Origin of the sequence: Mycobacterium intermedium, assembly GCF_002086275.1 — a bacterium.
GTDB classification, from domain to species: domain Bacteria; phylum Actinomycetota; class Actinomycetes; order Mycobacteriales; family Mycobacteriaceae; genus Mycobacterium; species Mycobacterium intermedium.
Window position 1 is genome coordinate 74,435 of record NZ_MVHT01000010.1, and the last position, 24,359, is coordinate 98,793.

General features: G+C 63.0%; 23 protein-coding genes. 10 read left to right on the top strand and 13 right to left on the bottom strand.

Features of this window, described 5'->3' with window-relative positions; translation table 11 throughout:
• Together BST27_RS06100 and BST27_RS06105 are read right to left on the bottom strand one after the other, a co-directional pair.
• Positions 1-1,236 (bottom strand): cytochrome P450, encoded by a 1,236-nt coding sequence (locus tag BST27_RS06100; protein WP_069420250.1) that lies wholly within the window; start codon positions 1,234-1,236, stop codon positions 1-3.
• Entirely contained in the window at positions 1,233-2,465 is a 1,233-nt protein-coding gene (locus BST27_RS06105) for a CaiB/BaiF CoA transferase family protein (protein WP_069420251.1), read from the bottom strand. Before BST27_RS06105 ends, BST27_RS06100 begins: the two co-directional genes overlap by 4 nt.
• 126 nt (positions 2,466-2,591) lie before the next feature.
• Here BST27_RS06105 and BST27_RS06110 point away from each other — a divergent pair, with 126 nt between their 5' ends.
• Both BST27_RS06110 and BST27_RS06115 read left to right on the top strand, forming a co-directional pair.
• Positions 2,592-4,238: a class I adenylate-forming enzyme family protein gene (locus BST27_RS06110; protein ID WP_069420252.1), complete on the top strand. Its 1,647-nt coding sequence runs from the start codon at positions 2,592-2,594 to the stop codon at positions 4,236-4,238.
• A 69-nt stretch (positions 4,239-4,307) separates the two neighbouring features.
• The gene (locus tag BST27_RS06115; RefSeq protein ID WP_069420253.1) at positions 4,308-5,147 is read left to right on the top strand and encodes a mycofactocin-coupled SDR family oxidoreductase; all 840 of its coding nucleotides are present in this window, start codon (positions 4,308-4,310) and stop codon (positions 5,145-5,147) included.
• Here the strand turns inward: BST27_RS06115 and BST27_RS06120 are convergent.
• Positions 5,144-5,836 (bottom strand): alpha/beta fold hydrolase, encoded by a 693-nt coding sequence (locus BST27_RS06120; protein WP_069420254.1) that lies wholly within the window; start codon positions 5,834-5,836, stop codon positions 5,144-5,146. The two genes, BST27_RS06115 and BST27_RS06120, sit on opposite strands and share 4 nt — an antisense overlap.
• 37 nt (positions 5,837-5,873) lie before the next feature.
• A complete protein-coding gene (locus BST27_RS06125) occupies positions 5,874-6,938 on the bottom strand; it encodes a spirocyclase AveC family protein (RefSeq protein ID WP_232007329.1) in 1,065 nt (354 codons plus the stop codon).
• 218 nt (positions 6,939-7,156) lie between these two features.
• On the opposite strand from BST27_RS06125, the gene BST27_RS06130 reads away from it, so the two are divergent.
• Both BST27_RS06130 and BST27_RS06135 read left to right on the top strand, forming a co-directional pair.
• The gene (locus tag BST27_RS06130; protein ID WP_069420255.1) at positions 7,157-7,903 is read left to right on the top strand and encodes an SDR family oxidoreductase; all 747 of its coding nucleotides are present in this window, start codon (positions 7,157-7,159) and stop codon (positions 7,901-7,903) included.
• Between the two features lie 15 nt (positions 7,904-7,918).
• Complete coding sequence (locus BST27_RS06135) at positions 7,919-8,722, top strand: SDR family NAD(P)-dependent oxidoreductase (RefSeq protein WP_069420256.1); 804 nt, start codon at positions 7,919-7,921, stop codon at positions 8,720-8,722.
• A gap of 9 nt (positions 8,723-8,731) precedes the next feature.
• On the opposite strand, the gene BST27_RS06140 is transcribed toward BST27_RS06135, so the two are convergent.
• From BST27_RS06140 to BST27_RS06150, 3 genes are read right to left on the bottom strand one after another with little or no spacing between them, the layout of a single operon-like run.
• Positions 8,732-9,655: an SDR family NAD(P)-dependent oxidoreductase gene (locus tag BST27_RS06140; protein ID WP_069420257.1), complete on the bottom strand. Its 924-nt coding sequence runs from the start codon at positions 9,653-9,655 to the stop codon at positions 8,732-8,734.
• Positions 9,652-10,719 (bottom strand): NAD(P)H-dependent amine dehydrogenase family protein, encoded by a 1,068-nt coding sequence (locus BST27_RS06145; RefSeq protein WP_069420258.1) that lies wholly within the window; start codon positions 10,717-10,719, stop codon positions 9,652-9,654. The genes BST27_RS06140 and BST27_RS06145 overlap by 4 nt, the downstream gene beginning before the upstream one ends.
• Complete coding sequence (locus tag BST27_RS06150) at positions 10,716-11,954, bottom strand: cytochrome P450 (protein ID WP_069420259.1); 1,239 nt, start codon at positions 11,952-11,954, stop codon at positions 10,716-10,718. Before BST27_RS06150 ends, BST27_RS06145 begins: the two co-directional genes overlap by 4 nt.
• Positions 11,955-12,081: 127 nt before the next feature.
• Between BST27_RS06150 and BST27_RS06155 the strand changes: the two genes are divergently transcribed.
• Entirely contained in the window at positions 12,082-13,161 is a 1,080-nt protein-coding gene (locus BST27_RS06155; RefSeq protein WP_069420260.1) for an NAD(P)H-dependent amine dehydrogenase family protein, read from the top strand.
• Here the strand turns inward: BST27_RS06155 and BST27_RS06160 are convergent.
• Positions 13,132-14,277: an ABC transporter substrate-binding protein gene (locus tag BST27_RS06160; protein WP_069420282.1), complete on the bottom strand. Its 1,146-nt coding sequence runs from the start codon at positions 14,275-14,277 to the stop codon at positions 13,132-13,134. The genes BST27_RS06155 and BST27_RS06160 overlap by 30 nt on opposite strands.
• Positions 14,278-14,329: 52 nt before the next feature.
• On the opposite strand from BST27_RS06160, the gene BST27_RS06165 reads away from it, so the two are divergent.
• From BST27_RS06165 to BST27_RS06180, 4 genes are all read left to right on the top strand, one after another.
• Positions 14,330-14,962 (top strand): TetR/AcrR family transcriptional regulator, encoded by a 633-nt coding sequence (locus tag BST27_RS06165; protein ID WP_069420261.1) that lies wholly within the window; start codon positions 14,330-14,332, stop codon positions 14,960-14,962.
• A gap of 110 nt (positions 14,963-15,072) precedes the next feature.
• Positions 15,073-15,867, top strand: coding sequence for an SDR family oxidoreductase (locus tag BST27_RS06170; protein ID WP_069420262.1), 795 nt, complete (start codon positions 15,073-15,075; stop codon positions 15,865-15,867).
• A gap of 28 nt (positions 15,868-15,895) precedes the next feature.
• Positions 15,896-17,059: an NDMA-dependent alcohol dehydrogenase gene (locus tag BST27_RS06175; protein ID WP_069420263.1), complete on the top strand. Its 1,164-nt coding sequence runs from the start codon at positions 15,896-15,898 to the stop codon at positions 17,057-17,059.
• Positions 17,060-17,072: 13 nt separating this feature from the next.
• Positions 17,073-18,083, top strand: a complete 1,011-nt coding sequence (locus tag BST27_RS06180; RefSeq protein WP_069420264.1) for a hypothetical protein — start codon at positions 17,073-17,075, stop codon at positions 18,081-18,083.
• On the opposite strand, the gene BST27_RS06185 is transcribed toward BST27_RS06180, so the two are convergent.
• The 5 genes from BST27_RS06185 to BST27_RS06205 all read right to left on the bottom strand — a co-directional run bounded on the left by BST27_RS06185 (position 18,078) and on the right by BST27_RS06205 (position 23,542).
• The gene (locus BST27_RS06185) at positions 18,078-18,929 is read right to left on the bottom strand and encodes an SDR family NAD(P)-dependent oxidoreductase (protein WP_069420265.1); all 852 of its coding nucleotides are present in this window, start codon (positions 18,927-18,929) and stop codon (positions 18,078-18,080) included. The two genes, BST27_RS06180 and BST27_RS06185, sit on opposite strands and share 6 nt — an antisense overlap.
• A gap of 10 nt (positions 18,930-18,939) precedes the next feature.
• Positions 18,940-20,484, bottom strand: a complete 1,545-nt coding sequence (locus tag BST27_RS06190) for a flavin-containing monooxygenase (RefSeq protein ID WP_069420266.1) — start codon at positions 20,482-20,484, stop codon at positions 18,940-18,942.
• 69 nt (positions 20,485-20,553) lie between these two features.
• The gene (locus BST27_RS06195) at positions 20,554-21,660 is read right to left on the bottom strand and encodes an NAD(P)H-dependent amine dehydrogenase family protein (RefSeq protein ID WP_372515552.1); all 1,107 of its coding nucleotides are present in this window, start codon (positions 21,658-21,660) and stop codon (positions 20,554-20,556) included.
• A gap of 2 nt (positions 21,661-21,662) precedes the next feature.
• On the bottom strand, positions 21,663-22,742 hold the full coding sequence (locus tag BST27_RS06200; protein ID WP_069420267.1) for an NAD(P)H-dependent amine dehydrogenase family protein: 1,080 nt from the start codon (positions 22,740-22,742) through the stop codon (positions 21,663-21,665).
• 11 nt (positions 22,743-22,753) lie between these two features.
• A complete protein-coding gene (locus BST27_RS06205; protein WP_069420268.1) occupies positions 22,754-23,542 on the bottom strand; it encodes an SDR family NAD(P)-dependent oxidoreductase in 789 nt (262 codons plus the stop codon).
• Between the two features lie 183 nt (positions 23,543-23,725).
• Between BST27_RS06205 and BST27_RS06210 the strand changes: the two genes are divergently transcribed.
• Positions 23,726-24,328 (top strand): TetR/AcrR family transcriptional regulator, encoded by a 603-nt coding sequence (locus tag BST27_RS06210; RefSeq protein WP_069420269.1) that lies wholly within the window; start codon positions 23,726-23,728, stop codon positions 24,326-24,328.
• The last annotated feature ends 31 nt before the right edge of the window (positions 24,329-24,359 follow it).

The following is a 24,359-nucleotide window of genomic DNA, read 5'->3' on the forward strand; positions in this document are numbered from 1 at the left end:
TCAATCGCCGAGCCTGCGAACGGGTACGTTGGACCAACCGCACACGTTGGACATCGCCACCCGCTTCAGCCCACTGCGATCGACTTCATACTCCGGAATGAGATCCAACAACGCGCCCAGCGCGATACGGCTCTCCATCCGCGCCAGGGCGGCACCCAGGCAGCTGTGCACCCCGTACCCGAACGCCAGATTGAATCCCATCCGGCGTTCCCGGTCGATGTCCAGCCGGTCGGGGTCATCAAACATCCGTTCATCTCGCGTCGCCGAACCCGTTACCAATAGGACGGCGCTGCCTGCCGGAATAGTGGTGCCGTGCAACGTCACATCGCGGGTTGCGGTGCGCACTTGGTATTGAGACGGGGCCTCGTAACGCAACAACTCTTCGATCGCGGCCGGGATTTTGCTCCGGTCGTCCCGCAGCTTGTGCCACTGATCGGGGAAGTCGGCGAACGCGACCATGGCGTTGCCAACCAACTTGGTCACCGTTTCGGCGCCGGCTCCGCCCAACATCGTGGCGAATCCGGTGATGTCCACATCGGTGAGCTTTTCGATCTGGCCGTCGCGTTCTATCTCTGTCTCGATGAGCCGACTGATCATGTCGTCCTGTGGTTCGGCACGCCGTTGCTGAACCAGCTTGTAGTAATAGATACCGGTCTTCACCGAAGCTTCGTAACCGGCGGCCGTAGTGGCGATTTCACCCGGATGGCGCTCCAAGAGGAGATCGAGCCAGAGCCGAATCTGGTCACGGTCCGCTTTGGGCACCCCGAGCATGGTCGTGATTACCTCATTCGGGAACAGCGCCGAAAAGTCGGCAACCACATCGAAGGATCGGGGATTCAGGGCATCGATGCGTTCGTAGACCTTCTCGCGCACCATGTCTTCCAACGCTGCGATGGCGCGCGGGGTGAACACATTGCTCACCAGTCTGCGCATCTTCTGATGCTCGGGCGGGTCCATGGAGATGATCACCTTGGGCACCGGGATGGCGTCGTCGTGCGCCTTCACCATGTCCAGCGTTGCGCCCTTGGCCGAGGAAAACGTTTCGTAGTCCTTGGTCGCCGGTGCCACATCTTCGTAGCGAGTCAATGCCCAAAAGTCCCATTTCTCGCTGTAATACACCGGCGCTTCATCCCGCAGCCGCCGGTATGTGTCATACGCTCCGTTGAAGAAGTCATCCGAAAAGGGATCGAACTCCAAGGGCTCACTCGATACGGCACCTGGCAACGGCGCACTCAAAGTATTGCTCCGGCTTCCTTGTATTCCATGATGGTGTCCCAGTCCAGACCCGCGTCCATCAACACCTCTTCGGTGTGCTGGCCATGCTCGGGCGCCCCCGGGGGGACGACAGATTGTTCGTCGAACTGGACCGGGTTGGTAGGAAGCGCAAAGGGAGCACCGCTCATTGTGGTGGTCTGTGCGACATAGCCGTTGGCGGCCACCGCGGGGTCCTGACACAGCTCTCCCGGCGTCTGGACGATGCCCCAGGCACCGGACAGGTCCGCCAGCTGCTCCCGCCATTCGGCCAGCGTGCGCTGCGCGAACACCTGGTCCATGAGCGCGATCAACTCCACGCGGTTCTCGAATCGTGCTGCGGGGGTGGCGAATCGACTGTCCTCGATCAGCTCTGGCAGACCGATAGCGCGCATCGCCTCGGGATAAAACTTCTCGAGTTGCAGCATCATGAGTTGCACGTAGCGGCCGTCCTTGGTTCGGTACGTCCCCACGAGTGGATTCGGCGCGTCGGCGTGGCCGAACTTCGGGATCGCGCTACCGCCGTGGATTTGGCTGACCGCGACATCGGGGCTGAGGTTCCAAGCAGCTAGCCCCAGCAGCGATACGTCGACGATCGAACCCTTTCCGGTGGTCGCTTTCTTGTACAACGCCGCCGCGATTCCGCCCGCGATGGTCATGCCGCCAAGCAGATCGCCGAACGCGGGGCGAGACCGCACCAGCTCGTCGGCATCCTCGGTGAGAACGTGGGCGATACCGCCACGAGCCCAGTAGGAGACGCCGTCATAGCCCGGTTTGTTGGCGTCAGGCCCCTTTGGACCATGGCCCGAACCCCGCACATAAACGATGTTGGGGTTGGCGGCGCGGATGTCATCGACGTCGATGCCCAACTTCTTACGGCGACTGGGCAGATAACTGGTCAGAAAGACATCACACGTCGCGGCCAGTTTGCGGACGACCTCTTGACCACCGGGCGTAGACAGGTCAACCCCGATGGATTTCTTGCCTCGGTTCGGTATCTCGATCATGTAGTTGACGGTGCCGCCACCCGCGTCCACGATGCCCATGGTGACCAGGCCCCGCTGTGGATCACCTCCGTCGCGCGGCTCTACCTTGATGACCTCCGCCCCCCATTCCGCCAGCACGGCACCGGCCGAGGGCACGAATGTCCATGCGGCAACCTCCAAAACACGGACTCCGCTGAGTACTTTGTCTCCGGAAATGTTGCCCTCCAGTATTGAGAATGACGGTTCTAACCAGATCGTAGCCGCCGTCCCCTACGGCCGCTAAGACAGCCGCCCGGCTACACCGTCCGAGAACCAGGGCTCTCGCCCATTGTGGAAGGCAACTATCCTGCGGATATGCCCTTCCCGGATATCCGGCCAACCATTCCCGCGTTGGTGAGGTCCTCGGCGGCGCGATTCGGGGACAAGGTTTTTCTCCTCGCTGACGGGCAGGAGTTGACCTATAACTCCCTCGACAAGCGCTCCGCCGCACTGGCGACCGCTCTGCTGTCGCAGGGGATAGGCAAAGGTGATCATGTTGGCATCTTGATGCCCAACAGCATTGACTGGGCGCTGGCCTGGTTCGCCACAACTCGTATCGGTGCGGTCGCCGTCCCACTCAACACCTTCCATAAGGCGTCCGAGTTAGCCTGGACCGCTCGCCATGCCGATCTTCGAGCCATTCTGGCGTGGCCGACTTTTCGCAACCACGACTTCCTGGCCAGGCTCGAGGAGGCATTACCGGGACTGGCCGATCAGCGCGAACCGGGACGTATCGCCGTGTCCCAGGCTCCTTTCCTGCGCACGGTGGCGGTGCCCGGGCCGTCCACCCGGAGATGGACGACGACGCTCACGACCGATGACACCCTGTCGGGCAGCGACGCAGACTTTCTCGTCGACGTCGAGTCCTGTGTGACGCCGGCCGATGAGGTGACGATCATCTACACCTCGGGCAGTACCGGGGATCCGAAAGGCCCGGTCCACACCCACGGCGCGTTAGTCCGCCATACCTACAACCTCACCTTCACCTATGGCGTCAAGCATGGCGAGGTGATGTTCACCGCCATGCCGTTCTTTTGGGTAGGAGGATTGATCACGGGTTTGCACGCGGTGCTGCACCACGGCGCGACCCTCGTCACCCAGCCGGCGTTCGAACCGGCGGAGGCTCTCGAACTCATCGAGCGCTATCGAGCGACCATCACGTTGGGCTGGCCGCAGCAGGGTAAGACGCTTGCCGAACAACCTGAGTTCGCCCAGCGCGACCTGAGTTCGGTACAACGCACCAGCATGCCCGCAATGGTGCCGCCCGAACGTCGTCCGCAGGGTCCGAATGCGCTGGGCATGACCGAACTATGCGGCAATCACATTGGCGTCGACCCGTATTTGCCCCAGCCGGCTGACCGATGTGAGACCGGAGGGGTGTCGGTTGAGGGCCTCAGTCACCTCATCGTCGACCCCGACACCGGACAGCCAGTCCCGAACGGCACCCGCGGCGAGATATGGGTCCGCGGGTACTCCCTGATGCAGCGCCTACACAAGCTTGAGCGCGAAGAGGTTTTCACCCCCGACGGCTATTACCGCACCGGCGATTGCGGCATCGGCTACGACGACGGCTGGATAACCTTCGCGGGTCGGCTGGGTGACCTGATCAAGACCGGCGGTGGCACCAACGTCACGCCCAGCGAGGTCGAACTCGCGTTGCTCGAATGCGAGGGCGTGCTCGAGGCATACGTCGTCGGCGCAGAACACCCCAACGACGGAACGGTCGTCGCCGCTGCGGTGGTGCCGCGTGGCAACGCGACGCTTGACGCCGAAGCGCTGCGATCACAACTGCGAGACAGCTTGTCTGCGTACAAGGTGCCGAAATTCATCTGGGTCACGGCGAAGCAGGATCTTCCTTTCACCGCGACCGGCAAGGTCAAGAAGTCAGAACTCGCGCAGCAGCTCACTGGACTGCTGGCAGAACGCCAAGGCCCGAAATACGGTGCCGGTAAGCGTGTTTGAAGTCGTCCTACCAGTCGCGCAGAATCCCCGTTCTCAGCAGGCGGAAGCAACATTCTCAGCGCTCGGGAGATGGTGTACCGTACGCGTGTGTCAGACCTCACCGACAAAGTCGCGCTCATTACCGGTGCCGCCCGCGGCCAGGGCCGCGCCCACGCCGTCCGATTGAGCTCCGAAGGCGCCGACGTCATCCTCGTTGATATCGCAGGTCCCCTGCCGCCCAGCGTTCCTTATGATTCGGCCACGCCGGAAGACCTCGCGGAAACCGCGAATCTGGTTGCCGCCAACGGCCGCCGCGCCGTGACCGCGATCGTCGACACGCGGGACCATGAAGGCCTATGCGCGGCCGTGGACCGGGGGGTCGCCGAACTGGGCCGGCTGGATGTCATCGTCGCCAATGCAGGAATCTGCTGCCCTGCCCCGTGGGATCAGGTTACGCACCGCGCATTTCAAGACACCATCGACGTCAATTTGGTTGGCACATGGAACACCGTCATGGCGGGTGCAAAGCACATCATCGCGGGCGAACGGGGCGGGTCCATCATTCTCATCGGCTCGGCGGCCGGGGTGAAATGGGAGCCGTTCATGGTGGCCTACACCGCAAGCAAGCACGCAATCACCGGACTCACCCGCTCCTTCGCTGCCGAACTCGGTCGCTACAACATCCGCGTCAACAGCCTGCATCCCGGTTCGGTTGCGACGCCGATGGGAACCGGAGGGATGATCGACGCGATGCAGCGGGCGGCAGAATCCAATCCGAACTTGCAATACGGATTTGGCAAACAGCTTCTTCCCAACGTGGTCACAATGCCCGAAGACATCGCCGATGCAGTCGCGTGGTTGGCATCCGATCAGTCGAAATACGTGACCGCGACCGACATTTCCGTGGACGTGGGAGTGTCGCAGGCTTAGCGAGCTGCGAGCAATACGTCGGTGAGCTCGTCTGGGCGTGCGAAGAATGGCGAATGGCCGCCATCGATTTCGACAACTTCGGCACCCACCCTGGCGGCCTGCCGCCTCGCCCACGACACCCCCACCGCGCGGTCGTCTCGCATCAAGATGTAAGTCGACGGCGTATCCGGCCAGCGGTCGATTGGGCAACGTTCGGTGAATACCGTGAAGGCCTGATGACGCATCTCGTCGAACGCATTCCGCGCCAACAGCTCCGGGCAGTCGTGGTAGAAGCCTTCTCGCACCGACTCCCAGGTCAACCCGAACGGTCCGGCACCACCGGTCTGCGGCGCCGGAAATGTGATGGCATCGGGGTTGGCGGCCAGTTCTTCGAGGAACGTCCTGCCGGGAACGGGCAACAGGCCACCGACAAACACCATCCTGAGCACCGGATACAGCGTCGCGACAACGGGTGCGCACAACCCGGCGATCGAATGCGCGACGACTACGACATCTTTCGAGTGTGCGCCCGCTGATTGGTCGATCGCGGCTATCGCCACGCACGCCCAGTCCAGAGCACCGGCCGCGTCGTCATCCGTAGGCAGGTCGGGCGCCAGGACGGTATGACCGAACGCGCCGAGTGCGGCCCCGACCTCGTTCCAGCAAGTTCCGCGGTGCAGGCCGCCGTGCAACAGCGCGTACAGCGTCATTCGGTCGCCTGGACCGTCATGGGCGGACTCATCACGATCACCGATAGAACGGTCCCGGTTTCCCCGCCTCCTCAAGGTGACCGTACGGGTCGTACACCTTGACGTTGGGGTACGGGTTTTGCTCGAAGGCAGGCTCTGACAATCCGGCGGCGCGCAGGGCGGCCAACACTGCCAACGGGGCAGCGAAAGACACCAAACCCACCGAGACCGAAATCAGCAGCTGGCGAGTCAGCGACGACTTGTTCCGACCCTGGCGAGTCGGCAACCGTTCGGCAATCCTGTTTATCAGCACCAGATTGCCGTCTTCGTCGCGAACACACATCACGGCAACCATGGCAAGTATCACCGAGTCGTACACCGCCATGATGACGGGGAACCAGATGTGGCCGACCCGCAAGACGGGTCCGACGGCCTCCGTGTAGAAGAAGATGCCGAACCTCATCCAAGTGAACTGAACCAGTCCGTTGAGCGGTATGGAGATCAGAAAGCCGCCGATGAAGACAGCGACAAGCGGGTGTCCCGTGAGCCAGCTCAAACGCCGAAAAACCGGAGCGGTCAACCGGTTGTGCAGTTGCAGTATGCCCAGGCCGCTCAGTAAGTAGTAAGCCGCGTAGCCGCCCAGGAAGGACAACGCAGGCTCGAGGTTAGGTGCGATGCTGACGTAGGGCCAGGACAACGGAAAGTGCAGCATGCGTGGGTCGAAGACAGCGAAGGTCGCCCAGTTGGCGAGTGGATCCAACGCGCCCGTGATCAGCCCGGCGAATGCGATTACCACCGCCCAATGCAGCTTGCGTTGGCGCACCGATAACCACACCAAGGTGACGACCAGACCGATGGCCAGCGGTATCGAGCTGAAGGCGACCACGAGTGGCCAGTTGCCGAAGCCGAGAAAGGGCGGGTACGGCTCGGGTCCCGGATTGAAGTTGGTAATCCTGGGATCTCCATGTGTGCCGGATTGCATGGTCGCAATGGTGACGGCGGCGAACACCAGATAGCCGACGATAAAAAGACACCACCCGACCCGTGCGAGCCGCCGTGATCCCGGCGCCCCGTTGGCTACCGCAGGATCGGAATCGATGCCGGGTTCAACGGTATTCGTCACGTGATACTTTCAGCGACCACCTGAGCCCAAGCCGCGAAAAGTCGCGCAGCATGCACGCCCGGCATAAAACACCCGTCCCGCATGTCGACCACATCTCCTCGTCGTCGAGAATTAATGTTCTCACACGCGAGAAATGACAGTCTCTATGCCCACATGTCGGCCGCAGCGCGCTAACGTGCAACGAGGTCGACGACTGTGCGACAGACAGGAACCAGCTTATGACGGATCGGCATTCCAACATCGCGGGGACGAACATGCTCGTTGTCGGGGCATCTTCCGGCATAGGTCGCGCGTTGGCCGTGGCGGCACATGCCAGGGGCGCCAAAGTGGCTCTCGCCGCCCGACGGGTGGACCTGCTGTCCGAACTGGCCGATCAACTCGATGGATCGGCCCACGAACTCGACGTGTCCGACCCCCGTGCGATCGAATCCGTCGTTCGAGACGTCGGTACCGCTTTCGGCAAACTCGACGCTGTTGTTTTCACCAGCGCCGCAGCGCCATTCGCGCTGATTGAGGACACGGACGTGGCAACCTGGTTGCACACATACGCCGTCAACGCCGTCGGCGCCTCGCACGTGCTGCGCGCCGCCCTGCCGCACCTGTCCGAGAACGCGGTCGCGCTCGTCGCGTCAAGCCACGACGTGGGACGACCACGCGCCGGTGTGGCCGCGTATCACGCGAGCAAGGCCGCGCTTGACGAGATCCTGCGGTCCTGGCGAGCCGAGCATCCAGAGTTGGCCATCATCCGCGTCAGTGTCGGGCCCACCGAAGACACCGAGATCCTGCGCGGTGCCGACCGCGACCTGCTCGCAGACCTGTATCGGGCCTGGGTGCACCAAGGCCAGATTCCGGCGAAGATGTCGGCACTCACCGATGTGGCCAACGCCATGCTCTCGTTGATCGCCATTGCGCGTGCCAACCCGACGGTGGTGAGCGACATCGTGCACCTGGCGCCGCGACACTGAACCGAAGGAAGACTGATGGACTTGGGGTTTGAGGGTGCGACCGCCGTCGTCACCGGTGGCAGCAAGGGGATGGGACTGGCGATCGCCGAAAGTCTAGGCGCCGAGGGCGCCTCAGTGGCGATCATGGCGCGCGGACAAGCCGCCCTGGAGTCCGCTGCTGAGCGTATCCGCGAAGCCGGCGCTCCCAAGGTACTGGCCGTCAGCGTCGACATGGCCGATGCCGCATCCATCGAATCGGGTTTCGCAAAGGTACGTGATGCCTGGGACAGCTTGAATGTGTTGGTGCACACTGTTGGCCCGAGCGCCGGCACATTCGAGGATCTTGACGACGACGATTGGCACGCCGCATTCAACCTCGGCACCATGTCGGCGGTGCGGTCGGTTCGGGCCGCACTGCCCCTGCTTCGCGGCGCGGACTGGGCTCGCATCGTCACGCTCTCTGCGCACTCCATCCAACGGCAGAGCCCCCGCCTGGTCGCCTACACCGCCGCGAAGTCCGCACTGTCGAGCGTAACCAAGAACCTCTCTAAAAGCCTTGGCGCCGAGGGTATTCTGGTCAATTGCGTCTGTCCTGGCACGATCGTCACGGCCAGCTTCACCGAAATACTGAAAGACGTGCTGGCCGCCGACGGCCTCGATTCTTCTGATCCGTACGACGTGATGGCGTGGGTGGACAAGACCTACGGCCACCCTTGCGACATTGGCCGCGCCGGGTTGCCCGAGGAGATCGCATCGGTCACGACGTACCTGGCGTCTCGACGCAACGGGTACGTCACAGGTGCCACAGTCAACGTGGACGGTGGTTCAGACTTCATCTGAAGTTGAGTCCTAGCCAGAAGACAATCCGTGTTGCAGTTCGTCGAAGATACTGGCCGGTACCAACAAATCTGCCGGGTCCAGGATCTGATCGAGGTTGGCGACCACATCCTCGGCCGTCAACGAACCACCCGGGCTGAACCATCCGCGCGTGACGCCGATCTGCAACGCTGCGACCCGTCCGTGAAAAGCGCTGAGCACCAAGTGCGTCCGTGCGCATTGTTCGCTGGCGAGATAAGCGACCACGGGCGCTACCTGATCGAGCCGTAGAGTCTTGCGGAATGCCCGCGCCGCTTCCGTGCGGCCCTCCTCCCCCAATACCGCGTCGGCCATGCGGGTATCACCCATCGGCATGATCGCGTTGGCCGTTATGCCCGAATCCGCGCCTTCCAGCGCGGCGACATTCATCAGCCCGAGCATGCCCATCTTTGCCGCCGCATAGCCGGCCAAACCCGGCTGGCCGAAGACGCCCCCCGCCGACGACACGAAGACGAGCCTGCCGTAGCCCGCTCGCTTCATCACCGAGATACCGGGCCGCACAACGTGAAACGCGGCGAGTAGATGATGGCGCAGGAGCGCCTCGAAGCGGTCTGACGGCCACTCTTGGATGGGGTCGTGGTGGATGATGCCCGCGTTGGCGACGATGGCGTCCAGCCGACCGAACTCGTTCAACGCCAGGTCGACGGCCTGCTGGCCGCCGTCCTCGGTGCTTGCGTCGGTAATACAGGCGACGGCCCTTCCCCCGCCGTCCACGATCGACGCCGCCACGCTGGTGGCGACTGCGGGATCAGGGTGGTGGCCGTCGACGTCGACGCCGTTGTCGTGCACGACGACCGCTGCCCCGCGGCGGGCGAACTCGTGGCAGTACGCTTCGCCCAGACCTCGACCTCCCCCGGTGACCAGCACGACGCGGTCATTGAACGAAATCGTGGTCATACCAGCTCGCGACGACTCGCCCAGTGCGCGACGAACGGGGCGATCGTCGACAGGTCGTAAAGCCCCGGTTCGGCGGCCACCACCGCGGGAATGGCATTGATGGCGTGCATCGCGGTGGCCAGGCAGCCCTGTTCGGAGTGATCCTGGTCTTGGGCGCCGAGCACGAGATTGATACTGATGTTGGGTTCACCCTCGAAGGTCACCTGGTAGCCGATCTCAGTGGGCCAATCGGGGGCCAGGTCGTCGGCCATTCTGGTGAGATGCTCTACCGCCAAAGTCGTTTCGCCGCAATCGACCACGACGCCGAAGCGCATGGCCCCCACCGTCCCGGCCGGAATCTCGCCAGCGGCCACCGACAGCGGCCGCGGCGTCACCGCAACTTCGCGATACCCTTCCACCCCGCGGATCTCGAGGCCCAGTGCCTGCGCGATTACCGTGGCGCTACCGATCCACGCCATTGCGGCGTATTCGGTGTTGCTCAACAACGGTGTGGTGTCGTCGGGATCGTGCCCGAAGCCCATTGCGTTGAAGATCAAATCGTGGCTGGCGTACGTGGAATAGTTCAACACCTCACGGATGTTGATCCGTCCCACCCGCTGACTCAGCCGGGACAGGACCGGGACCAGGGATTCACCGACGAAACCCGGATACAGGCCCAGCCCCAGGAACGACGATCCGCCTGCTGTGCAAGCCTTTTCGATGCCTTCTGCCAGTGATTCGTGCAGCGAGCGCGGGTGTATGAACCGACTGCCGGTCGCCACCACATTCTTGCCGGACGCCAGCAGTTCGCAGACATCGGCGAAGCAGCCGGGCGTGTCGATTTCCACCTTTCCCATGTAGAGCACGACGTCCGCGTCGGTGGCGATGACGGCATCCCGATCCGTGGTGGCCAGAACCCCCGCTTCCGGCAGCCCACACAGGGTACCGGCGTCGACACCCGCCTTTGCCGCGTCGTACACCCGCACGCCCACCAACTCGAGGTCCGGTCGGCTGAGCACGTGCCGCAGGGACATCATTCCGGTGACCCCGGTCGCCCACTGAATGACGCGCACGCCGCGAGTCATGACCAGACCACGTCCAGCCGGGGTGGTGACCGGAACATGGCGCCCGTGATATACGGCGGCGGCGCGTCCGGATCGAGCCTCAGGTCAGGCAGTTCGTCGAACAGCGCATTGAAGATCTTCATACTCTCCAATCTGGCCAAGTGCATACCCAGGCACACGTGTGCGCCGTGGCCAAAGCCGATGTGCGGCTTTCGTTCCCGGAAGATGTTGAAGGACTCGGGATCTTCCCAACGGGTTTCATCGTGGTTGGCGCTGCCGAGACTCAACATCATGGTTGCCCCCTTGGGGATGTGCACTCCGTAGAACTCGATGTCGCTGGTGACTTCGCGCATGAAGTTCAGTAGTGGGGTCTCCCATCTGATGCCTTCTTCGATGGCCTGCGGCAACAGGCTTCGATCAGCACGGACCGTGTCGAGTTGATCTGGATGAGTCAGCAAGGCCATCGCGAGGGTGGCCGTCGACCGTGACGTCGTTTCGGCACCGGCGGGCAACAGGTTGCGCATGAACCCATAGATTTGCTCGTCCGACATCTTGACGCCGTCGATCTCAGCCTGCGAAAGAATGGTCACCATGTCGTCTTTCGGCGACTTGCGCCGGTCGGCGAGCACTCCGATGAAGTACTCCTTCATTTCTGCGGAAGCCTTCATCGCCCGCTGCATGTCACCCCGGAAGCCCAACAGGTCTATCGCCAACCGATGGAATTCACCGATATCGGCCTCGGGTAACCCGAGCAGGGCCGCGATCACCCGCACCGGAATCGGCATGAAGACCGCGTCCACCAGATCGGCACGCTTGTTGTCGCGGAACTTCGCGATCGTGCGCTCTACCAGAGGGCCGACGAGTTCGGTGTCCCAGCGCTTCATCGACGAACGCGCGAAGGCGAACTCGTGCAGCCTGCGGTAGACCGCGTGCTCGGGTTCCTGCATTTCCAGGATCGTCGGTCCCTGCAAGGGCCGCACCACGTCTTCGTAGCACCGGGTGCTGAAAGTGCGGTTGTCGGTGAATACGGCCTTCACGGCGTCGAAGGAGTACGCGGTGTAGGTCTTGTTCCCGCTGCCGGAATCCTCCGGAATACCCATCTCCGGCCAGCCGGGGTGCACCGCACCTTTGGCACGCAGCTCGCGGAGCAGTGGATACGGCGTTGCGTCGCCGTCTGCACCCATGCCGGCGTTGAACTTCTCCTGGGCTTCGCGGATACGCTGATCGATGTCGTCGGTGACCACCGGTTCCGCCATGTTGCGCCTCCTGCCGGGGTATCAACCTACATCCCGTCGGTTGCAAACCTACATGATGTATGTTGGACCGACCAGAACGAGCCGGACCCGAAAGCGCAACTGGAGCAATAGATTGGCCATTCGAGTCGTGCAGTGGGCCACCGGCGCGGTGGGTCGCGCCGCGCTGCAGGAGCTGATCGAGAATCCCGATTTCCAACTGGTCGGCGTGCTCGTGTACGACCCAGCCAAGGCGGGCCGGGACGCGGGTGAATTGTGCGGGTTGCCTCCCACGACGGGTGTGGCCGCCACGACGGACAAGGACGAAATAGTCGCATTGGGAGCCGATGTCGTCGTGCACGCCGCCAGCAAGGCGCACGCGGTCGAGACCAATGCCGAGGACATCTGCCGACTGCTCGCCGCCGGCACGAATGTCATCACGACCACCTCCTATAACCATCTGCCCACCTACGGCCCGGAAACCGAGGCGGCGTTCGTCACGGCCTGCCAGCAGGGCGCATCCCGGTTCCACGCCGCCGGGGAGAACCCCGGCTTCATGTTCGAGAGACTCGTCGCTACCGTGACCGGGTTGAGCAAGACCATCGACCGCATCGATCTATATGAGGCCACCGATGTGTCGGCCGTCCCGAGTCGGCCGATGCTGGTCGACCTCATGGGCATGGGGCGCCCGCCTGAGGACGTGACGGTCGACTCCCCAATCATCAAGAAGCTCGACTTGGCCTACCGGCAGGCACTCAACGCCACCGCCGATGTCCTCGGCGTGACACTGTCGCACATCGACGTGTCGGTGGACGCCACCACACTCCCCCACGACATCGAGGTGACTGCCGGCCCGATCAACGCGGGAACCGTTGTAGGACAGCGCTTCTCTTGGGTCGGGTACTGGTCGGGCCGCCCGCTGCTCGCCATCCACGAGGAATGGGTGCTGACACGCGACCTACCGCAGTGGGGCATGACGCCGCTGGCTCCCGGCGAGAAAGCCCCGCTGATACGTGCGGTCATCAAAGGCGTCCCCAGCTTTGAATTGCAACTCGACGTCGGCTGGGATGGCCAACTGCCCACCGGACAGCACGCTATGCCGGGCCACCTGATGATCGCCATGGGCGCCGTCCGGGCGATTCCCTACGTGCTGAGTCGACCGCCGGGAATCGTGACCGCGCCGGTGTTCGGTGCGATCCAGCTAGCGAGCGGCCACACCGACCGCGCGTGAAATGTGCTCGCTCGGCGCGGCGTGGAACACGTGCGCCGAACCGTCGGGCAGCACCCGGCGGGCTATCAGGTAGTCCGATCCCAGCCAGCCCTGCCGGATGTATCGGCCGAACCGCACAAACGTTCCCGGCGCTCCGCTCGCCGAAGGTATGAGCTTGACCTGCTCTATGCCGTTCTTGACCCCTTCGCCGGTCAACGGACGTGCCGCCGCCAGCGCCCGAGCAATGACGGTCGCCGCGTCGTGCGACAGACCCGGCATCGAATGCCCCGGCCGTCGGCCATATCTGGCCTCGAAGCGGTCCAGGAACGCCTGACCGACCTCATTGCGCTCGTCGTAGCTGTCCAGACCGATCCAGCCCGAAAGGTGACGCATCCATTCGGCGTTGATGTGGGCCATCTCGAAGGCGGTGGTGGTGTACCGGGGCGGGTCCCAGCCCGCGGCCAGCAGCGCGTCGGTGAAACCCCACAATCCGTGCCCGAACCCGACGTGGACCAGCGCATCAGGGTCCGCGGCCCGCAGCGCGGCCACCGCCTCGGCCTTGTCGGCTTCCACCTGTGGAATCGCGATAGTGGTCACGACCCTCAAACCGGCAGCGGCATAGACCTTTTCCGCGAAGGCTAGATACTCCTTGCCGATCAACGATGCTTCGTACGCAATCGCTATCCGCGATCGTCCGTCGCCGATCATCACCGCAGCCAGCATCACCGGCTCCTCGGCCATCGATCCGTTGTTGAGGGCGAAACACCACTCGCCCAGCGCGCCTTCCGATCCCGACAAGGTGATGATCGGGACCTTGGCCGTCGCATCGACATGGGATCGCAGCGGCACCACATTGTCGGAAACCCAGGGCCCGAATATGGCCAGGCACCCCTCGTCCACCAACTCATCGAAGGCCCGCTCCACTGCCTGGTAGGTGCCGTTCGGCAGCCCGACGACGCTGCGCTGAATCAGTTCGACGGGCCGGTCGATCAGTTTGGCGGCGAGCGCTTCGTCGAACACCAGCCGCAACGCGGCGACGGTGTTGTTGTCGGTATCGCCGCTCGTCGGATAGTCGTTGAGCAAACCCACCTTTAGCGGCGTGACCGACCCGTATGCGCGAAGCACGTCGTCTGCCATACCGGCAACATACACCTCAACCTGCAAGATGAATGTTGCTACGATCATCGGCATGGCGCAGCGCGGCGGGTCGGACGACGATCGTCGCGCACGCGGCGAACGCACTCGACGCGACCTCATCGACGCCGGCCGGGAACTGTTCGTGGACCGGGGTTACTTCAACACCAGCATCAGCGACCTGGTGGCGAAATCGGGTGTGGGCACCCGCGGCGCCTTCTACCACCACTTCAAGGACAAGGCCGAATTGTTCCGAGCCGTCTTCGAAGAGGTGGAAAACGACCTCACCCTGCGTTCCATCGCGGCCCCGCCCCCCGGGGCAGACCCGTGGGAACGGCTGACCCGCGGAATGCACGGCTTTCTCGAAGCAGCATTGGAACCCGAAGTGCAGCGCGTGATGCTGGTCGACGGACCGGTTGTGCTCGGCTGGCAGACACTGCGGGCCATCCAGCAGAACAACAGCATCGCCCTGATCAACGAGATTGTCCGGCAGGCGATCGCGGACGGCGTCATCGACGATCAACCCGTTGGAGAGCTCACGCACATGATCGTCGCCGCCCTCGAGGAGGCCTCGCGCCTAGTCGCCCACGCCGCAAATCCCGCTCGGGCGCGCCGGCGAGCGGCCAAGATACTCGATCGCCTGCTGCTGAGCTTTGCGGTAGACGAACGTAAATCCTTGCGGCGGTAAATATCTTGCGACACCCTTGGCCAACCCCGACCGATGTGAAAATGTGTGTTTACAACAAGTGAATAATTTCGCTCTCACTCAGCATCCGAGGAGACCCATGCAGGAACGCCATGTCTAGCGACGACCCACAGCCGTTGCGAGTGGCAGTCGTCGGCGCATCCGCCGGGCTCGGGCGATGCATCGGCACCGGGCTCGCCAAGCGTGGCGCCCACGTGGCGTTGCTCGCACGTCGCTACGAGCGCCTGGTCGAGGCCGCCAAGGAGGCCGGCAACGGCGCGGTGGCCATCGCGTGTGATGTCACAGTGGCAGACACCTGCCGGGAGGCGATAGCGGAGGCGGTCAGGGCGCTGGGCGGTCTGGACGCCCTGGTGTACACCACCGGTGTGGGCGTCCTGGCGCCGCTGCAGGAGGTCACAGCCGAGCAATGGGCGCAGCTGTTCGCGACCAACGTCACCGGCGCGTCACTGATCACTGCGGCCGCGGCACCACATTTGGCTGCGGCGGGCGGCTCTGCCGTCTACCTGTCATCGCTCAGCGCCTCGTACACGTCGCCGTGGCCGATGCTGGGGGCCTACGCGGTCAGCAAGAGCGCCCTGGACAAGCTCGTTGAGGCCTGGCGCACCGAGCACCCGGAAATCAGCTTCACCCGACTCGCAGTGGGTGACAGCCTCGGCGGCACCGGCGACTCGCAGACCGAGTTCGCCAAGAATTGGGATCCCGAGGCGATGGAAAAGGCCATCCGATATTGGATGGAAAACAAGTACATGCTGGGTGGATTGGTCGACGTAGAACATCTCACGGAAGTCGTCCACAACGTCATCCGTTGCGGCAACAGCAGTTTCATCCCGTACCTCACATTGGCCCCGCGCCCATCCAGCGCGGTAAAGGAACTCCGTAAATGGTGAACCTTCCACTCCCACGAAGGAGAAGGCAATGAAAACCAAGGCAGCAGTGCTGCGCGGCGTCGGATCCGATTGGGAAGTCACCGAAATAGACCTCGATCCCCCGCACGCGGGCGAGGTCCTGGTGAAAATGGCCTACGCCGGCATCTGCCACTCCGACGAACACTTCTATAGCGGCGACAGTGTGCCCACCCCGGAGATGGAAGAAATGATGCGGGCCGCCGGTCGGGACGTTCCCGAATGGTTTCCCATGCTTGGTGGCCATGAGGGTGCGGGCATCGTCGAGGAGGTCGGGCCCGAGGTCAAGACCCTGAAACCCGGTGACCACGTCGCGGTCTCGTTCTATCCCGCCTGCGGCACCTGCCGATGGTGTACCACCGGTCAAACGTATCTGTGTGACGTAGGTGCCGACATCTACAGCAAAGCGATGACCACCGACGGCACGCGACGCCGCCACCTCGACGGCGAAGACCTGATGGCGATGATGCAGGTTGGAACGTTCGCCGAATACGTGGTGGCCTCCGAGCGCTCGCTGGTCAAAGTGCACGACTGGATCCCGTTGGAGGCCGCCTCCCTGGTCTCCTGTGGTGTGACAACCGGATTCGGGTCCGGGTCGGTCGCTGCGGGTACCGAGCCTGGCGACACCGTCGTGGTCATCGGTGTCGGCGGAATCGGCATGAACGCGGTGCAGGGCGCAAAGGTAGCCGGGGCCAAGCACATCGTCGCCGTCGATCCCAACGAATTCAAGCGGCAGATGGCGCCCACCTTCGGTGCGACGCACACCACCGCCGACACGGGTGCCGCGCTGGAATTGGTCACCGAAATCACCTGGGGAGTAATGGCCGACCGGGTAGTGCTCACCCCGGGCGTCGTGCCCGCGGACATGGTCATGCTCGCCCTGATGCTGTTGCGCAAAGGCGGCACTTGCGTACTGACCGGAATGCCCAAGATCACCGATCTGATGGTGCCGATGGTCCTGACCGACATGATCTACTCCTGCAAGACATTCAAGGGTGTGCTCTATGGCGAGATGAACCCCCGCGAGGCCATGCCCCGATTGCTTTCGATGTATGAGGCGGGCGTGATCAAGCTCGATGAGTTGATCACGCAGACCTACAAGCTCGACGACATCAACGAGGCGATGCGAGATCTGCGCGCGGGCAAGAACATCCGTGGCGTCATCGCCTTCGAGTGACTGAAGTGCCGCGATGCGCCACATCGACTTCGAGGTAACCAGCGCACCACCGTCACTGGATCACTACCGCCGATCCTGGACGCCGAGTCCTGGTGTGGCCTTGGCCGGAATCTGGCTCGGCGCTGTCGTCAGCGACGAATCGGGTCAGAACTACTGGGGCCTACGGGGCTTGGACGACTTTGTCATCGGTATGACGCACGTGGTGTCGCCGGTGTGCGGGTTTCGTTCGCTGCCAAAGACGATGGAATCCGATGCACCGCACCTGTTCGACGAGTACGCGTCCATCGACTGGTTCGAGCCCTTCGAGTACAGCGAAGACGCCGACACCGCGCAGATGATTTACACCAGCGGCCGCGTTGCGCGTGACGCGGACGGCCTGCATTGGTATGACGCGAGCGGTCGGTGGGAGATCCACGGCTCCACCGTCAGTGATGTGGTAGTCACCCACGTGCCGCGCCAGGAAGGCGACTGCCCCGTCGCCGACGAGGTGTACTACCGGCACGAATTGCTTTACGCGACCGGCACCATCAACGGTGTGCCGGTGTCCGGCTATGCGCATCAAGACTTCGCTTACGGTCCGCCTGGGCTGTCCTACACCGAATTGCCCATCGCCCGTCACCTGCAGGGGATGTGGGTGTCGTGGCTGCATGAATACGACGACGGCCGACTCGGCGGCGGCAGCTTCTGGCAAGGCCGCGATGACTTGGCCTTCGGGCCGGGTTACCAGGTGAAGGACGGCAAGACCACGGTCCACCACGACATCGTCGCCACCGCGGCCTTCAACGACGCCGGGAAGGTAGTCAGCCTCGAGACGGTAATCGGCGGCGACACATACACTTTTGCGTTCGACACCAGCGGCAGCCCGCTGCATGTGTTCGGCAACCTCATCCGCGATCCGAGCGGCCAAGCGCCGGCACGCAGTTGGTGCTGGGTCGAATACGCCGGTGGCATGTTGACCCCCGAGATCCTGGACCTGGTCATGCAGCGGTTTCGTCTGGCCCGCGCGGGACAACGCGTTTCATGATCTACCGAAGGTGCGCCTTTCCCACCAAACTCCCAGTCGGGGGTATTGGCGCGGCAACAGGCGCACCAGCAGATCGACACCCCGGGCGTCGTTTCCCACCAACACGCGACTTCGGTTGGTCTGCACGCCATTCAAGATCGTGTCGGCGGCCTTCGTCGGCGACATCTTCAGCAGCTTGTCGTTGTAGGCTTCGGCACGTTTGAGCTGCTCGGAACTGAGTTCCTTCCCGGCTCGTTTGGCTTCGTCGATGGCGGCGGTGGCGATGTTGGTTCGGATTCCGCCAGGGTGCACGACGACGACCTGCACCGGATGGCCCGCAGCCAGCATCTCCGCACGCACCGATTCGGTGAACCCGCGGACGGCGAACTTGCTTGTGCAGTAGGCACTCATCGATGCTTGCGCCATGAGGCCATTCAGGCTGGAGATGTTGACGAGGTGGCCGTCGCCAGAATTGATCAGGTGCGGCAGGAACGCTTTGGTGCCGTGGATGACGCCCCACACGTTGATGCCCAATATCCGTTCATAGGTTTCGTAGTCACAGTCGATGACCGGCGCCGCACCGCCCGCGACGCCGGCGTTGTTGTAGAGCTGGTGGACGACACCAAAATGATCGACGACCGATGCGGCATAGTCGTTGACCGCCTCGCGATCGGTGACGTCGAGGACTTCCACATGGGTCTCGGCGCGCAGCGCTCGTGTCCGTTCGGCGGTATCCGCCAAACCGTCTTTGTTGACATCGGACATTGCCACCCGAGCGCCCCTGCGAGCCAGGCCGACGGCCAAAGCCCGGCCGATACCCGAGCCAGCCCCGGTGACCACGGCGACCTTGCCCTTGATCGTTCCCATGGCAGCCCCGCTATCCGGTGTGCCCGCTGAGGGCGGGGACCGGTTCGGTATCGGCGGTCGATGACGTTTGGTAGGCGTCGATGTCAAACCGCTTCGTCTGCTGTCGGAACCGGAAAGTGAAGTCGGGCCACAAGGTGGTGTTGTTGCCCTGGGCGTCCAGATACCAGCTGCCGCATCCGCCGGTCATCCACACCGATCCGGCGAGCTTGCGCTGCAACGTGTCGTTGTACACATCGACCACGTCCGGGAGTACCTCGATGCGGGTGATGGCGCGGCGGGTCATGGTGTCGATGGCGTCGATGACGTAGTTCAGTTGCGACTCAATCATGTAGACCATCGATGTGTGGCCCAGGCCGGTGTTCGGCCCGATCAGCACAAAGAGATTGGGGAACCCCGCGACCGTCGTGCCCTTGTAGGCGCGCATCCCGCCGTCGGCGAAGGTCTGGCTCAGGCTTCGGCCATCGCTGCCGCAGATGGTGTCGAACATCGGCGAGTCGGTCACTTGGAAGCCGGTTGCCACGATCAGTGCGTCGACTTCACGCGCGGTGCCATCCTTGGTGATGATCGCGTTTCCATCGATTTCCCGAATGCCGTCGGTCACCAGTTCGACGTGATCGTTGTCGAGCGCCGGGTACCAGTCGTTGGCGATGAGCATTCGCTTGCACCCGATGCGGAAGTTGGGTGTCACCTTGCGACGCAACTCAGGGTCTTTGATTTCGAAGCGGATCTTGGCGCGCGCGATCAACTCGAACGGCTTCATCATCTTCGGATACTTGGCCAATCCGACTACCTGGGTCTCGCGTGCCGCGTAGATACCGGCCCGGGCTACTCGCAGCAATCCCGGCACGTTGCGGAACGCCCATCGCTCCGGTCGCGTGAATGGACGGTCGAACCTGGGCAGCAGCCACGGCGCAGTGCGCTGATAGACATCGATGTGCTTCACCTTGTCGACGATGGCCGGGACTATCTGGATTCCCGAGGCCCCTGTGCCGATCACCGCCACGCGCTTACCGGTCAGGTCAGCGTCGTGGTTCCACTGTGCCGAGTGAAACAGCGTCCCGGCGAAGCGGTCGATACCGGGAATGTCGGGCAACTTCGGTTCGGCCAACGCGCCGAAGGCCCCGATCAGCACGTCGGCGGTCATGGATCCACGAGTGGTCGACAGTTCCCACCGATTGTTCTCCTCTGACCACGCTGCACGTTTCACGTGGCAGTTGAACACGTGGCGATCAAGTACGCCCGCGCGCTCGGCGACGCCTCGGATGTAGTCCTGTATCTCCGGCTGACTGGAGAACGATCGCGTCCAATTGGGGTTCATGGCAAACGAATACGAATACAAGTGCGACGGCACGTCGCACGCCGCACCGGGATAGGTGTTGTCGCGCCAGGTACCGCCGACATCGTTGCCGCGTTCGAGCACGATGAAGTCCTGGTGTCCGGCCTCGCTGAGTTTGACCGCCGCCCCCAACCCGGAGAAGCCGCTGCCCACGATGGCTACGCGGGCATGCCGGGGCAACTCGGATCCCGCCGATTTCGTACTGGAGTTCGCCGTCATTTTCGGTGCGTACCCAGCAAACGCCCCCGTTAAAAGGAGTTCGTAGCGAATCCGGAAGACAGCCGCCGGCTAACGCACCACACCGCGCAGTGTCACAAGTCCAAGTTCCTTGTGGGTGAGAAAACCCGGTGGCGCGTCGCAGACGGCTGGGATCGTGTTTACCGGCCCCATTGCGGTCCAGGTGTATCCGGGGTTGCCGTGGTCACCCTGCTCGTCGGCGACACCGCGCAGGATCAGTTCGGTGGGCTGCTCGCCCTCCACCACCAGTCGGTAGTGGTAGTAGCCATCCCAGTCCGGCCGGGGATCAATGGCGTCGTGCTCTACGAAGGAATACGTCTCGTGCAGCGTGATGAACGGCTTGCCGTCTACCCATGCGGTCCACTCATGCTGCTGTGCCGCCACGGTGCCCTTCTTGATCACTCCCTTCAATCCGGGCATGTCCATGTCTTCGGTTCCCTCGTAAGGGATGTCTCGGGTGGCCAACCCCACTTTGACCTCCGTCGTGAACCTCTCCACACTCTTGTCCACGCCGTCCACCACCATGGTCAGCGACTGTGCAAACAAGGGCCAAGCGGCCGCGAACAGGTTCCCCGCTTCGAACTCTGCGGGCTCCTTCCCAAATCCCATCTCGTCGAGGTATTTGAGAGTGTCCTTGTTGAAGTTCACGTATTCGTAGATGTGAATGCGGTCAATGCGGCTGACAATCCGGCACAGCGTCAGCACCAGCAAGTCCGCCGCGAAGCCGGGATGGATGCCGCCGGCGTGAAACGATGTTCTACCCGCCTGACAGGCTTCCTCGATCTTGTCGATGTCCTGGGCGTTCGTTTCGGTTCGGTACCACCAGGCACCACCGGAGGCGACGACATTCTTCCCGCCACGGAGCAGACGACATATTTCCTCGATGTCGGACCACAGCGGCGCGTAGAACACACAATCCGCCTCCAACGCCTCCAGCGCCGACTTGTCGGTCGTTGCGAGCACACCGATCGGTGCCACCCCGACGAGTTCGCCCGCGTCCTTGCCGACCTTTTCCGGGCGACTACACAGCACGCCGACGACCTCGTAGACGGGGTTGCCGGCGAAATGGCGTAAAGCGAGCGTTCCGACATTGCCAATGCCCCATTGGATGACGCGATACTTCTTGCCCACTTTCGGACCATCCGCCAGAGCCGTCACGGCTACTCCTTCCACATGAGACCGCGAAGCGCCTCCGCGGGGGGAACCTGGTCGGCGGCAATCAATCCCGCGGGGGCCCGACAAACCCAGTCGATGACATTCACCACCCGAGCGGCCGTGGAAATGCAGCCGGCGTCGGTGGTGTCGAACGACGGATGAGAGACGTGCGTGTTGATCTCGATCCGAGGTTCTCCCTCAGCGACGATCCGGTGAACCCCGGGTTGGCCATCGGGCGGGAAGGGCCAATCGGGTGCGGCGGCGCTGGTGAGCCTGGTGATGTGCTCAAGAGTGATCACGGGACGCCCGTCGACGACGCCCTCGGCGGCAAACCGTACTGCGGCCATCCCGCCCGGTTCCACCTTGGTCATGATGCAATCGATCGGTTCCGGCGTGTACCAGCGTTCGTCTCGTTGTCGCACCTCGTCGAGTGCGATCCCAAGATGATCTGCCAAATTCCGTATCTGGCCGCCGAACATGGCCACCACGACACCGGGCAGGAACAGCATGGGCGGATCGTCGTCTGGCTTCAGCCCGAAACCCATTGATGTGCCGGTGAATTCATAATCGTCGTAGTTCGCGTAGTCAAATATTTCCTGGACGGTGATCGACGACACGCGAGTCGTGAGGCTACACGCCGTGTAGACCAGTGTGTCGGCGGAAAACCCCGGATCGATGCCATTTATGTACAGGGACGTGTTACCGGCTTCGCATGCCCGTTGCAGGGGGTCCCGCAACCACTCGTCGGCGTGGTGTGGTGTGGTGAGCCAGACCAGTGATGTGCCGACCACATTGGTGCCGGCCGCGAGAAATCTGGCCATCTGGTCGATGACCTCCATCGGCCGCACCTCACCCAGCGCCGTATAAACCACGCAGTCTGCCCCGAGCGCGACCAAAGCATCGATGTCATCCGTGGCGGCGATACCGGTCGGTTGGCCGAGGCCACACAACTCGGCGGCGTCTTTACCGACCTTCTCCGGACTGGACGCGTGGACTCCGACCAACTCGAGATCTGGTCGGCCGATGATTGCCCGCAACGAATGCCGTCCGACATTGCCTGTCGAAAACTGAATGACTCTGCGCATTTTGAGCCGCCTTAGTAGTCCGGTATGGGCAATGGCGAGTTGTTCGAGTCGATTCCACCGTCCACGTGGAAGATTGCGTTGGTGGCGTAGCAGTCAGCGGTGCTCAGGTACACGCAGAGGCGGCCTAGGTCCTCGACATTGCCGAGCCGGTGCAGCGGCGTCGCCTCTTGCATCTTCTCCAACGATCCCGGCATCAAATCGAGGCTCGACTGGAGGCCGTCAGTGGCGAACGAACCGAGCGCGATTGCATTGACCCGGATCTTTGGTGCCAACTCCTGGGCCATCGCCCGGGTCAGCGCTTCCAGGGCACCCTTTGCGGTGCAGTAGGCGGCCAGCGCGCGGATGCCGAAACGACCTGCGCCCGAAGAGATGTTGACGATGTTGCCGCGGCCGGCTTCGATCATGTGCGGGGCAACGAGTTGGCTCATGATGAACGTAGATGAGACGCACCAGTCGAACGCGAGCTTGAAGTCTTCGTCGGTGATATCGAGAAACCTTGCGTACTTGGCCCCGCCGACGTTGTTGATCAAGATGTCGATGCGGCCGAATCGCTCGATGGCTGTCGAAACCACCCGCTCGCCGTCAGGTCGACTCATCGCGTCGGCAACCAACGCCAGCCCCTTGCCGCCGGCGGCTTCAATGCCGGAGATCGTGGCCACGATGTCGGACTCCGTTCGGGCGGTGCCGACCACCGTCGCGCCGGCCTCGGCGAGCACCCGGGCGATGCCCTGGCCCACCCCCTTGCCGGCACCCGTGACGATGGCCACTTGGCCTTCGAGGTTGAACTGCTCCAAAGCCATGCCAGCTCCTTCTGGGTGCAGCCGCGTGAGGCGAGTGTCGTGATCATCTAACGACTGAAATTGACTTAAGTCAACGATTTGTTGCGCTCGCGGGCCGGCGCCTGGTCTGGCCCGAACGGTGCCGTCGCGATACCGTGTCCTGTCACATGGCAACTGCAGGCAGCACGGACAGCAGATCGGATAATGACGGCGAGCAACAAGCTTTCGGCGCGCGAAACCAAACGATTGCAGACGCGAGAGCGACTGTTGGGCGCGGCCGTTGCGGAGTTCAAGCGGTCAGGGATGGCCGAGGCCGACGTCAGCGCGATCGTGGCGGCGGCCGGGGTTGCCCACGGCACCTTTTTCTTTCACTTCCCGACCAAAGAACACGTATTGCTCGAGCTGGAACACCGCGAAGAAGCCCGCATCGCGAACCAGTTCGCCAAGTTTCTCGAGACCGACCGCGAGTTGACGGACGCTCTCCAAGAAGCGGTCCGGCTGATATCCGGCCTGGAACGCCGGTTGGGCGATGTCCTATTCAAAGACTTTTTGGCACTGCATTTTTCGCAGACCCGCCCGCCCGTCGAAGACGGCAGAGACCACCCGATAATTGTTGGCGTAGCCCGCGAGATCGAGCGGGCTCAAGAACGTGGCGAGGTGGATCCCGAGGTAATCCCGATGAACAGCGCGGTGTTCTTTCTGCTCGGCTTGTACGCGCTACTGACCACCACCAACACGTGGCCGACCCGCGACGCCATGCTGGCCGACTACGTGAAGAGAACCCTTCGGAGCCTGGGGGCGCGCTAGCATCCCGCGCGCCCTGCGCTGACTCGCCCAA